Origin of the sequence: Ureibacillus sp. FSL K6-2830, assembly GCF_038004145.1 — a bacterium.
In the GTDB taxonomy this organism is placed as follows: domain Bacteria; phylum Bacillota; class Bacilli; order Bacillales_A; family Planococcaceae; genus Ureibacillus; species Ureibacillus thermosphaericus.
Genome location: NZ_JBBOQR010000001.1, coordinates 2,273,557 through 2,285,000, shown reverse-complemented (window position 1 = coordinate 2,285,000; position 11,444 = coordinate 2,273,557). Strand labels below are relative to the sequence as shown.

Sequence of the window (11,444 nt, the reverse complement as noted above, 5' to 3'; positions counted from 1 at the left end):
GGTTCGCTCGACTTGCATGTATTAGGCACGCCGCCAGCGTTCGTCCTGAGCCAGGATCAAACTCTCCATAAAAGAAAATTTGATTTGCTCAAAAATTGAATGTCCGAATCTAGTTTGTTAACGAGGGTTAACAACTAGATAAATTATTGCATTAACGTTTTGTTGTTCAGTTTTCAAGGTTCATTCACTTTTTATAGCGACTTTCACAATATAACATGTTTCCCTATTTAAGTCAACCACTTTTTTAAGTAATTATATTTTTTATTTGAACTCATTAAGAGAAAACATTATGTCGTTCAGCGACGTTAATTATATTACAATAAATATTCCCAAAATGTCAACACATTTAACGAAAAATTTTTCGAGGAAAAATAAAAATTATTTAACCTCGAAAAATTATGTTTTAACCATCTATATACTTTACTGCTCATGATAATGTTTAGTATTTGCTCGATATAATCGATGACTAATGGATTCATTTTTGGACTCAATTTCTTCAATTATAATGTATCCTTTTTCAATTAAAAATTCAACGAAAAGCTCCAATTCAACTGAGTAATATCTGAGTTCATGATGATTATGTAAATCTTGGATTGTCCAAAGATCTTTTGTAATAAGGGTTTCCATAATATGTTGAGAGCATGATTGAATTCTAGAATTCATAGAAAATTCAATCGCTAAAAATAATAACTCTAATCTTTTTTCAATACTTTCTCTACTTGTAACTAATTCTTCGTATAATTTGTAAATGGAAGGTTCGATTTTTTTTACTTGCGACCAAACTGTCACTTCTGGATATAGACCGCTTTCGATGATTGATAGTCTTGCCAAATATTGAAGAGATTTTACTACATGATTGTATGCATCTAAATAATCTCCACGTTGAAAAAACTCTTTTCCTTCATGATAACTTCTTACTAATTTCGCAAACTGCACGCCCGCCTTAATTTTTCGTCCAAAAAAGGAGAAATCCTCCAACTTCATTTTTAAATTACTCATATATTCATTGCGCTCAAACATGACTTTCCCATGGAAAATCCAGTCTACTAATAGACGGTTTCTACCTATGTAAATCCATTTATTTATTAAATCTTCAGTTACGACATGCATTGCAACTTTTCGTTCCTCGTAACAATAGTGCTTTGTAAAAATCGGTTGCTGGGCTTCTTTAACAATAATTAAAATAATCGTATCAAATGTATCTGTTAAATTGATTTGATCTTCACGTTTATTGACGAGTATTACTCCTAAGGTTTCAGGTTGACTTGCACGTTCTTGATAAATGGAACGTAGTATATAATCCATGAATAGTCCTCCTATTTTACGATTACCATAATTCCTTTCGACATTAGGGAGAAGAATCCTTCTTTTTTTTCTTTCTATTCTCGATTCTTCTTGTCTATGTTATATTAATATCAAGATTGGGAGGGCACTCTAATGAATAAAAAATATTCAAGCAAAATTAATAGAATACGTTCCTTCGCACTTGCACTAATTTTCATCGGATTTATAGTCATGTATGGTGCCGTATTTTTCAGAAATAGTGTTATATTAGTTCTACTTTTTATGGGTTTAGGTTTATTATGTATTATTGCCAGCACTGTTGTTTATCTTTGGATCGGGATGTTGTCCACCCGGGCAGTGAAAGTAGTTTGTCCAAATTGTGGTAAGCATACAAAAATGTTAGGACGTGTAGATATTTGCATGTATTGCAACGAACCATTGACTTTAGATCCGTTACTAGAAGGAAAAGAATTCAGTGAAGATTACAATAAAAAATCGAAAAATAATCAATAAAACGAATGAGCCTGTCCAAATAGTACAGAACTTTTGGGCAGGCTTAAATTCTTATGACCAATATTTTTTATCATTTTCGCAACTATTTATCTGCGTCGAATGGATTTGTTCTCATTTTTCACCTTTCAAGTAACGCAACGGTTATCATCCAACTCTTTATAAAAAAGATAAGCATTAATCGCATACAAGCTATCTTTATGAAGACATAAAAAAACCTAGCAACGAAGGTTACTAGGATTTTTATAGCACTTGCTTATTCTTTTGTTCTAGACAGTCAGGGCATGTTCCATAAACTTCGAGGCGGTGAGAATTAACTTTGTAACCAGTAACATGAGATGCGAAGTGTTCAACTTCTTTTAATGCTGGGTAGTGGAAATCAGTAATTTTCCCACATCCTTCGCAAATCATATGATAATGGTCGTTTGTTACAAAATCAAAACGACTCGCTGCATCACCATAAGTTAATTCTTTAACTAAACCTGCTTCACGAAATACACGTAAATTGTTGTATACTGTCGCAACACTCATGTTTGGAAATTTACCTTCCAATGATTTATATATTTCATCAGCAGTTGGATGAGACATAGAATTAATTAAATATTCCAAAATGGCATGACGTTGTGGAGTAATTCTTACGCCCGTTGCCTTTAACGTGTCTAGAGCATTTTTTAGATGCAATTCAGACATCGTCATGCACCTCTTTCCACTCATTATTAATTGATAATCGTTATAAATAGTGTACCTAAATATTTGAAATTCGTCAACAATTCGACATATTTAAACTCTCGGTATATCGATTTTCTCAAATTCTTTTATTATGTTCAATATATTATTTATTGGAAGTTTTTATCATGATAACAATCTAATTTTTAAATAATATTTATTCTAATTTAAAATTAATATCCACGCAAAATATCCATAACATTTTCTAAATCTCTCTCACCGCTCATCCACTTTCTTAAGCTTGGTTTAAATATTTCAAAGCTACGTTCTAAATATCTTGAAGACCGGCTTGAAATATGAGGTGAGAGCGTTACATTATCCATTTCCCAAAGCTTGCTATCACTCGGTAATGGTTCCGTTTCATAAACATCTAACACTGCATAGAAAATTTGCTTTTCTTCAAGTGCTTTTATTAAATCTTCTGTTCGCACTAAATCTCCTCGTCCAAAATTCATAAAAATGCAATTATTTTTCATTAATGTAAAATCTTCATAAGTCAACAAGTATTTTGTTTCTTTTGTGCTTGGCAAAATAGAGATGACAATATCCGCTTTAGGTAACAATTGTTTTAATTTATCCATTGAATGCGTTTCATTCATGTATGGAGCACTTTCTCCGCTGCGGTTGAGTCCAATTGTGTATACTTCAAATGCTTGTAACATACGCCCAACTTCACTGCCAATAGCTCCTGGACCTAAAATAAGAGCAGTTGAACCATTTAATTCATACAATTTTGTTTGTTGATTCCAAATTTTTTCTGACTGCTGTTTATAAATAAATGGCAATGCTCTTTTAATCGACAACAAATGAGCTAATATGGATTCTGCCATTGGTTTTTTATGTATGCCTCGCACATTTGAAACAATAATACCTCTATCAGCAATTGCTTGTGCAGGCATTTTTTCAATTCCAGCAGAAGCTACAAAAATCCACTCTACTTTTTCAGCAATTTTAATTTTTTCATTATCTAAATCTTCCCCGTAAGTAACTAACACTTCCGCTTTCGCTAATTCTTCTTCATCGATTTTTTTATGGAAAACAAAATCAACTTCAGGAAAATCTTTTAGTAAAGATTCTTTTAAATCTGGTCTTGGATCAAATGTGAAATAAACCCTCATATCGTTACTCCCCTTTAAAATCACGCAAATATTGCAAAACTTCTTTAATATGATCTTTTACGCGAACTTTTCTCCATTCCTTCATAATGATTCCATTTTCATCTATTAGAAATGTAGAACGTTCAATTCCCATATATTCTTTTCCAAAATTTTTCTTTAAAACCCAAACGCCGTATTTTTTACATACTTCATGATTTTCATCTACTAGCAAAGTAAATGGTAAATTATATTTTTCAATAAACTTTTTGTGTCGTTCTGCCGAATCTCCACTAACACCTAATATCACCGCATTCAAATCGGCAAAGGATTCATGATGGTCACGGAAATCACAAGCTTCCGTAGTACAACCAGGCGTCATATCTTTCGGATAAAAATACAGAATTACTTTCTTTCCTCGAAAATCACTTAAGCTCACTGGTTCACCATTTTCATTTAACAGCGTGAAATCTGGTGCTTCTTTATTTACTAAAGATTCATTCATAAAAATTCCTCCCTTTTGAATATCCTACCGAACCGCGTAAAATGTTTCAATTTCTTTGGCGTATTGTACCAAAGAAGGCTAAAATAAAGTTGAAATTATAAAATGGAGGCAATACGATGATTCACACAAAATCTGAAGAAGTATATCAAGAAGCTTTACAACATATCGTAGGAGGAGTAAATAGCCCTTCACGTTCCTATAAAGCGGTCGGAGGAGGGGCACCCGTTGTAATGGCAAAAGGAGAAGGACCATATTTTTGGGATGTAGATGGTAACCGCTACATTGACTATTTAGCTGGATATGGTCCAATTATTACTGGCTTTGGACACCCACACATTGCAAAAGCCATAAAATTAGCTGCTGATACAGGGGTGCTTTTTGGAACTCCAACGGTTCACGAAGTAAAATTTGCAAAAATGTTAAAAGAAGCTATTCCATCTTTAGATAAAGTGCGTTTTACTAATTCCGGTACAGAAGCTGTAATGACGACTGTTCGTGTAGCTCGCGCCTATACTGGACGGACAAAAATCATCAAATTTGAAGGCTGCTATCATGGGCATTTCGACCAAGTATTAGTAGCTGCAGGTTCTGGACCAGCAACTCTAGGTTCACCAGACTCTGCTGGCGTTCCTGTAACAGTTGCTACAGAAGTCATTACGGTTCCTTATAATGATACTGAACAATTCCAAATGGCAATGGATAAATGGGGAGAAGACGTTGCTGCTATTTTAATTGAGCCAATCGTTGGAAACTTCGGTATGGTTATGCCAAAACAAGGTTTTTTAGAATATGTTCATAAAGTTGCAAAAGAATTTGGTGCTCTTACGATATATGATGAAGTGATAACAGCTTTCCGGTTCCATTATGGAGCTGCTCAAGACTTGCTAGGACTAACGCCAGATTTAACGGCAATGGGGAAAATTATCGGAGGAGGCCTACCAATTGGTGCGTATGGCGGCCGTAAGGAAATCATGGATACAGTAGCCCCACTAGGACCAGCCTATCAAGCTGGAACAATGGCAGGAAATCCTGCGTCTATGTTAGCTGGAATCGCTTGTCTTGAAGTATTGCAAACACCGGGAGTATATGAAGAAATGGATCGTCTAGGTGCAATGCTTGAAAAAGGAATTTTAGATGCTGCGGAGAAACATGGCATCACAATAACAGTCAACCGAATAAAAGGAGCGCTTACGGTATACTTTACAAGCGAAAAAGTTGAAAATTATAAACAAGCAGAACAATCGGATGGCGAAATGTTTGCCAAATTCTTTAAATTAATGCTTTCAAAAGGAATCAACTTGGCTCCATCCAAATACGAGGCGTGGTTCTTAACAACTGAACATAAAGAAGAGGATATTCTTGAAACGATTGATGCTGTAAATTATGCCTTTTCAAAATTAAAATAAGAAATGCAAGTATGGAATACTATGCTTCACTCCTAATAATTTTGGGATATGTTGCCTTCTGCAAGCTAAATGGGATACAATAGGATTTCATGCTTTAACCATATTTTCAATACTTATTTTTTGACTAGCATATTTCCTTGGGGGATTTATTAATATAAATGAGAATCAGATTGTTATTGAATTATTTACTTCATTTTAATTTCTTAAAACTTTATAAAGTGGGGGCTACATTATGCAATTAGGCGCCCGAGTATTAAAAACAGGAGTAGCAATCGTCTTTTCTTTATTTTTAGCAGAACTTTTAAGTCTTCCATCGCCTGTTTTTGCTGGTATTGCTGCAATCTTTGCAATTCAACCTTCCATCTATCGTTCATATTTGACGATTGTGGAACAAATTCAAGGAAACTTGATTGGAGCAGTTGTCGCAGTTTTATTCGGGCTATTTTTCGGCCATCATATTGTGGCAATTGGTATCGCAGCAATTATTGTCATTGGCATTATGCTAAAATTGAAATTAAATTCATCCCTTTCATTAGCTCTCGTTACAGTAGTAGTTATTATGGTATATGAAGGCAATGATTTTTTGGAATTTAGTATCATTCGTTTCGCAACGGTAATGATTGGAGTATTTGCTTCTTTTATCGTCAATATGATCTTCCTGCCACCTCGTTATGAAGTAAAGTTATTTAGACTTATTCAAACACTGCAGGATGATATCATTCGATGGTCGAGATTAGCGATTCGAGGTGCTTCAGAGCATGTCTCAACAAAAAAAGCTTTAAGTAAATTTGAAAAAAGACTCTCTGAAATTGAATCAATTTATGATTTATATAAGGAAGAGAGGCAATATAGCAAAAAGAAACGAAATACGCAACTTCGCAGGCTTGTTGTGTATCGTCAAATGATTTTGACAACAAAGAAAAGTTTTGAGTTGCTCGTGAGACTTCATAAGCACGAAAATGAAATCGTCCATTTACCAATCGCATTCCAAACAATGCTCCAAGAACGATTAGACTTTTTGCTAACGTATCATGAACAACTGTTATTGAAATATACTGGAAAACTTCGATCTGAGCATTCAAAATGGTCTGTTAGTAAACATCATTTAAATCGTTCGGAAGTAATGGAACAATTAATTAAACAAATCGAGATTGAAAAACAACGAGAAGGTGAAGAAGAGTTTTCTAGCTATCATTTATTCTACATTTTTTCACGAATTCTTGATTATGAGGAAAACTTGGAACATCTTGATACTTTAATCGTTTCCTTCCGCAACTTCCATAGCCAAGACCGCAATGAAGATTTAGAAGAGCAATTTTATTAATGGAGGGTTTTCTAAAGATAAGGGCTGTCCAGAAAGTCGAACACTTTCTGAACAGCCTTACTTCTTATAGTAATATTCTCTTAAAAACTTTGCTCCTGCGGTGGTCACATCAAACGCGCCCCCTTTGTTGGCTGAAAAATATTTTATTGTAGTTTTTCAACATCAACTATCATAATGATTCCACTATCATAAGATAGGGCTCCATCTTTTTTCCATTTACTTAAATAGTTACTGATTTTTTGACGGCTGCAACCAAGATAATTCGCCATTTCTTCATGGGTCAAAGGAGATTCAATTAATAGTACTCCTTCTTTATCTTTTGCCATTTTTAAAAGCAACCATCGTAACCGTTCAGAAACTGTCATCGTAGAAAGCACGAAGTTTAACTGTTCCGCTTTTTCTAATTGTTGTATCAAAGAATCAAAAATAAAACTTTCTCTTATATAAGGATTATGTAATAAATCAATCGGCATTGAATAAAGTATACAATCTGTCAGCGCCACAGCGTATCTTGTATATTCCTGACATCCCTTTAAATATTCTAAATATCCAAAAAACTCATTTGACTCGTTTAAAGAAATGGTCGTTGTTTTACCATCTAAAGAATCCTCAGCCAGTTTCACTATTCCCTTTTCAATATAATAAAATGAATTTATTTTCTCTCCTGTTTGATAAATCGGTTTTCCCCTTTTTACTGTAACTAACTCCCCGAATTGCATTAATTTATCAGCGATTTTTCCCATAATTCCTCCTTATATACTTTGATTATACTAAAATCTTTTAATTTTGTAACAAAAGTGACAGAATTTTTTTTTATTAATGTTTAAAATTTCTTTTAACAACAAAACCCATTAATTTAGTTTGTTTTATAAGAAATTAGGTGAATGAAAATGACCGAACATATTGTATTACAGAACGTATACAAAACGTTTTCTAAGAAAAATCATTCCGAGACAGTTGCATTAGAAGATGTTTCACTATCAATAAAACGTGGTGAATTCATCTCCTTACTTGGACCTTCTGGATGTGGGAAATCTACATTATTAAATATCATTGCAGGACTTGAAAAAGAAACTTCTGGAAAAGTGCTAATTAATGGCTCACCGATTACAGGGCCTGGAAATGATCGTATTGTTGTTTTTCAAGAATCCGGCTTATTTCCTTGGATGACTGTTTTAGAAAATGTCATGTATGGATTGCTTATAAAAAAAGTGCCAAAAGAAGAAGCAAAGATGCGGGCAATGAATTGGATTCAAAAAGTGCACCTTGGCAAGTTTGCTGACAGAAGCCCTCATGAATTATCTGGAGGGATGAAGCAGCGGGTTGCTATTGCTCGAGCTTTAGTAATGGACCCAGAAATATTATTAATGGATGAACCTTTCGCTGCATTAGATGAACAAACGCGAATGGTACTTCATCAAGAACTGGAGACCTTATGGAGAGAAACAGGTAAAACAGTTATTTTTGTTACCCACAACATTCGTGAAGCTGTCGTTCTTTCAGATCGAATTGTATTAATGAAAACACGGCCAGGTGGAATAAAAAATATATTTTCAGTGCAGGCAGCACGTCCACGCAATTCATCCGGCAGCATTTTAAATTATTTAGAAACTCGCATTTTATCTGAGCTTGAGCAAGAGATGGAAAAAGTGCTGAAGGAGGAATTAGGCAGTGATTACGCACTTAAGAAGGATCGCCTTCATATTGATCCTCATAATAATTTGGGAAGCGATATCTAAACTCCAACTATTTCCTGCATTTATGTGGCCACCCCTACTTTTTCCAAATGAACCTGGGGGAGTAACTGTATTTAAAACTTTCATTAGTGGAATTGCCTCTGGTCAATTGCTAGAAGCTACAGGTGCTTCCCTAATAAGGCTGATTATCGGATTTATTATTGCTGTCGTAATTGGGCTGCTATTAGGATTATTAATTTATAAATATAAAGTTGTGGATGATACGCTTGGATTTTTTGTAACAAGCTTACAGGCGATTCCAAATATCGTTTGGTTGCCGTTAGCCATTTTATGGTTCGGACTGGGGGTAGGATCTGTTCTATTTATTGTCATATTAGGTGCCGCCATCTCTGTGACCATTACATCGAGCGCTGCATTTAAAGGAGTAAATCCCCTATTGATACGTGTAGCACAAACGATGGGTTCTTCTGGCTGGCATTTATTCCGAACTGTTATTTTTAAAGCTTCCATCCCGCAGCTAATTGCAGGACTTCGCATTGCTTGGGCTCTTGCTTGGCGAGCCGTTCTTGCTGGAGAATTACTTGGCGGCGGTGGTGGCGGTCTTGGAACATTGCTTGACTTAGGCCGCTCTATTCAAGCTATGGATTTAATTTTCAGCATCATGATCATCATCGGAATCATTGGTTCTCTAATAGACAATATTGTCTTCGTTCGCCTCGAAAAATTTGTATTCCGTAAATGGGGCATTTCATCAACATAAAAGGAGATGTAAAAATGAAAAAGATTTTATACTTAGCGATTTTATCACTTATCGTATTTGTACTCGCTGCATGTGGAAACAGCGGTTCAGAAAATAGTGGAGAATCGGGAGGTAGTTCTGAAGCAACTGAAATTCGTATCGGCTATTTCCCAAATATGACACATATCGCAACAATTGTGGCATTGAAAAAAGGATATTTTGAAGAACAATTTGGCGATGTAAAGATTTCTACAAATACTTTTAGTGATGGTTCTTCCTTCATGGAAGCTATGTCAACTAACGCCATTGATATCGGTACAGTAGGACCTACTCCAGCTTTAAACACATTTATTAAAAATCCAAAACACGAAATTGTATCAGGTGCAGTTAACGGTGGAGCGGTTTTAGTTGTTGCTGGCGATTCAAATATAAACTCTGTGCAAGATTTAGTTGGTAAAAAAATCGCTATCCCAACATTCGGTAGTACGCAAGATGTTGGTTTAAGAAAATCTCTAATTGACGCTGGGGTAAATGTGAAAGATGTCATTACAGTTAAACAAGCACCAGCTGATACAGCAGCATTAATATTAAAAGGAGAATTAGATGGTGCTGCAACTCAAGAACCTTGGGGAGTAAATATCGAAACAACTGCAGGTGCTAAATTATTATTAGATGAAAATGAATTTGCTTGGGGCAGTGAATCAACAAACACTGTTGTAGTAGCACAAACAAAATTTACAGAAGCTAACCCAGAACTTACAAAAAAATATTTAAAAGCGCATATTCAAGCGATTCAATTTATTAATGAAAATCCAGATGAAGCGATTCAACTATTCTTAGATCATATTAAAGAAATTACAGGTAAAGAGCTTTCATCTGATGAAGTAACGAAAGCATTTGCTCGATTAAAAGCGACAACAGATGTAAATGAAGATGTCATTAAAGAAATGGCAGTAATTTCAAAAGAAGCTGGATACATTAATTCTGACAACATCGAAGGACTTGTAAACCTTTCTTATTTAAATGAAGTATTAAATGAACAATAATAACAAAATTTTATTGTAAAATGCGGGCACTTAACCAAGTCTTGTCCTTATCCTATGGGTATGAGCAACTTGGAGAAGTTGCCCGTCTTCGTTTAATGAAAGTACTGTTAATTTTTAGTAACACTCTTTGAAAGGACGTCCATTATGAAAAGATATAATTCGATCGTAGAACTTATTGGCAACACGCCCATTGTGAAATTAAATAAACTACCTTCTCCTGAAGGTGCAAACGTTTATATGAAATTGGAATCTTTTAACCCTGGTGGGAGCGTAAAAGACCGCGCTGCCTATAATATGATTGTACGTGCAGAAAAAGAAGGAAAATTAATCCCTGGGAAAAGTACCGTCATTGAACCAACGTCAGGAAATACAGGAATCGGGCTTGCAATGGTTTGTGCAGTTAGAGGTTATCGTTGTATTATTACGATGCCTGATAATGCAACGAAAGAACGCATTCAATTAATGCGGGCATATGGAGCTGAAGTGTACTTAACTCCAAGTCATTTGAGAATGCAAGGTGCCATTGATGAAGCATATCGAATTGCAGCAAACATTCCAGATTACTTCATTCCACTCCAATTCGAGAACGAAGCCAATTCGGATGCTCATCGAAATACAACAGCGGTTGAAATATTAAATGCTTTCGGAAATCAACTAGATGCTTTTGTTTTAACAGCAGGTACTGGCGGCACTATTACAGGTACAGGAGAAGAATTGAAGAAAGCTTTGCCAAACTTGAAAATTTACGTTGTTGAACCAGCTGGATCCCCAGTACTCGCTGGTGGAAGCCCAGGCCCACACAAAATTCCGGGAACAGGCCCAGGGTTCATTCCAAAAATTTTAAATACAAACATTTATGATAAAATTCTTCACATCCAAGATGAGGTTGCCCAAATGACTGCAAGACGCTTAGCTCGTGAAGAAGGAATTTTAGTCGGTGCATCCGGTGCCGCTTCTGCTTATTTTGCTTTGCAAATTGCCAAAGACTTGCCGAAGTCGGCTAATGTGCTGTGCCTTGCACCTGATACGGGAGAACGCTACTTATCGACCGATTTATTTGAACTATAAACAAACCACTAATGATAAAAAGAGCTTGCTAGAAAGACAAACCTT

General features: G+C 35.3%; 12 protein-coding genes and 1 rRNA gene (1 of these 13 running past the window's edge). 7 read left to right on the top strand and 6 right to left on the bottom strand.

The features are described from left to right. Together NSU17_RS11210 and NSU17_RS11205 are read right to left on the bottom strand one after the other, a co-directional pair. Positions 1-72, bottom strand: a 16S ribosomal RNA gene (locus tag NSU17_RS11210); it reaches 1,481 nt to the left of the window's first position. A gap of 348 nt (positions 73-420) precedes the next feature. Next, positions 421-1,305, bottom strand: a complete 885-nt coding sequence (locus NSU17_RS11205) for a nucleotidyltransferase-like protein (protein ID WP_340705040.1) — start codon at positions 1,303-1,305, stop codon at positions 421-423. A gap of 132 nt (positions 1,306-1,437) precedes the next feature. Here NSU17_RS11205 and NSU17_RS11200 point away from each other — a divergent pair, with 132 nt between their 5' ends. Next, a complete protein-coding gene (locus NSU17_RS11200) occupies positions 1,438-1,797 on the top strand; it encodes a YgzB family protein (RefSeq protein ID WP_096552216.1) in 360 nt (119 codons plus the stop codon). A gap of 240 nt (positions 1,798-2,037) precedes the next feature. On the opposite strand, the gene perR is transcribed toward NSU17_RS11200, so the two are convergent. The 3 genes from perR to bcp form a co-directional block, all read right to left on the bottom strand. Then, positions 2,038-2,484 carry a peroxide-responsive transcriptional repressor PerR gene (gene perR, locus NSU17_RS11195; protein ID WP_016837847.1) on the bottom strand — a complete coding sequence of 149 codons (447 nt, stop codon included), beginning with the start codon at positions 2,482-2,484 and terminating at the stop codon, positions 2,038-2,040. A 209-nt stretch (positions 2,485-2,693) separates the two neighbouring features. Next, complete coding sequence (locus NSU17_RS11190; protein WP_340705039.1) at positions 2,694-3,638, bottom strand: D-2-hydroxyacid dehydrogenase; 945 nt, start codon at positions 3,636-3,638, stop codon at positions 2,694-2,696. 4 nt (positions 3,639-3,642) lie between these two features. Further along, the gene (gene bcp, locus NSU17_RS11185; protein WP_096552220.1) at positions 3,643-4,119 is read right to left on the bottom strand and encodes a thioredoxin-dependent thiol peroxidase; all 477 of its coding nucleotides are present in this window, start codon (positions 4,117-4,119) and stop codon (positions 3,643-3,645) included. Between the two features lie 116 nt (positions 4,120-4,235). Here bcp and NSU17_RS11180 point away from each other — a divergent pair, with 116 nt between their 5' ends. Both NSU17_RS11180 and NSU17_RS11175 read left to right on the top strand, forming a co-directional pair. Beyond that, a complete protein-coding gene (locus NSU17_RS11180; RefSeq protein WP_340705038.1) occupies positions 4,236-5,525 on the top strand; it encodes a glutamate-1-semialdehyde 2,1-aminomutase in 1,290 nt (429 codons plus the stop codon). Between the two features lie 232 nt (positions 5,526-5,757). Then, a complete protein-coding gene (locus NSU17_RS11175) occupies positions 5,758-6,849 on the top strand; it encodes an FUSC family protein (protein WP_016837851.1) in 1,092 nt (363 codons plus the stop codon). 143 nt (positions 6,850-6,992) lie between these two features. Here NSU17_RS11175 and NSU17_RS11170 read toward each other — a convergent pair whose 3' ends face one another. Continuing rightward, on the bottom strand, positions 6,993-7,592 hold the full coding sequence (locus tag NSU17_RS11170) for a Crp/Fnr family transcriptional regulator (protein ID WP_340433700.1): 600 nt from the start codon (positions 7,590-7,592) through the stop codon (positions 6,993-6,995). 147 nt (positions 7,593-7,739) lie between these two features. Between NSU17_RS11170 and NSU17_RS11165 the strand changes: the two genes are divergently transcribed. From NSU17_RS11165 to cysK, 4 genes are all read left to right on the top strand, one after another. Beyond that, entirely contained in the window at positions 7,740-8,588 is an 849-nt protein-coding gene (locus NSU17_RS11165; RefSeq protein WP_340705037.1) for an ABC transporter ATP-binding protein, read from the top strand. Then, positions 8,554-9,306: an ABC transporter permease gene (locus tag NSU17_RS11160; protein WP_340705036.1), complete on the top strand. Its 753-nt coding sequence runs from the start codon at positions 8,554-8,556 to the stop codon at positions 9,304-9,306. Before NSU17_RS11165 ends, NSU17_RS11160 begins: the two co-directional genes overlap by 35 nt. A 14-nt stretch (positions 9,307-9,320) precedes the next feature. Then, entirely contained in the window at positions 9,321-10,331 is a 1,011-nt protein-coding gene (locus tag NSU17_RS11155; protein ID WP_340705035.1) for an aliphatic sulfonate ABC transporter substrate-binding protein, read from the top strand. A gap of 144 nt (positions 10,332-10,475) precedes the next feature. Beyond that, the gene (cysK, locus tag NSU17_RS11150) at positions 10,476-11,399 is read left to right on the top strand and encodes a cysteine synthase A (protein WP_340705034.1); all 924 of its coding nucleotides are present in this window, start codon (positions 10,476-10,478) and stop codon (positions 11,397-11,399) included. Positions 11,400-11,444: the final 45 nt, after the last annotated feature.

What these genes read in the sequence shown, in the direction of transcription:
- cysK (WP_340705034.1), top strand. Translation starts at nt 10,476, where the DNA reads ATGAAAAGATATAATTCGATCGTAGAACTTATTGGCAACACGCCCATT.
- NSU17_RS11180 (WP_340705038.1), top strand. Translation starts at nt 4,236, where the DNA reads ATGATTCACACAAAATCTGAAGAAGTATATCAAGAAGCTTTACAACAT.
- NSU17_RS11155 (WP_340705035.1), top strand. Translation starts at nt 9,321, where the DNA reads ATGAAAAAGATTTTATACTTAGCGATTTTATCACTTATCGTATTTGTA.
- NSU17_RS11170 (WP_340433700.1), bottom strand. Translation starts at nt 7,592, where the DNA reads ATGGGAAAAATCGCTGATAAATTAATGCAATTCGGGGAGTTAGTTACA.
- NSU17_RS11200 (WP_096552216.1), top strand. Translation starts at nt 1,438, where the DNA reads ATGAATAAAAAATATTCAAGCAAAATTAATAGAATACGTTCCTTCGCA.
- bcp (WP_096552220.1), bottom strand. Translation starts at nt 4,119, where the DNA reads ATGAATGAATCTTTAGTAAATAAAGAAGCACCAGATTTCACGCTGTTA.
- NSU17_RS11165 (WP_340705037.1), top strand. Translation starts at nt 7,740, where the DNA reads ATGACCGAACATATTGTATTACAGAACGTATACAAAACGTTTTCTAAG.
- perR (WP_016837847.1), bottom strand. Translation starts at nt 2,484, where the DNA reads ATGTCTGAATTGCATCTAAAAAATGCTCTAGACACGTTAAAGGCAACG.
- NSU17_RS11175 (WP_016837851.1), top strand. Translation starts at nt 5,758, where the DNA reads ATGCAATTAGGCGCCCGAGTATTAAAAACAGGAGTAGCAATCGTCTTT.
- NSU17_RS11190 (WP_340705039.1), bottom strand. Translation starts at nt 3,638, where the DNA reads ATGAGGGTTTATTTCACATTTGATCCAAGACCAGATTTAAAAGAATCT.
- NSU17_RS11205 (WP_340705040.1), bottom strand. Translation starts at nt 1,305, where the DNA reads ATGGATTATATACTACGTTCCATTTATCAAGAACGTGCAAGTCAACCT.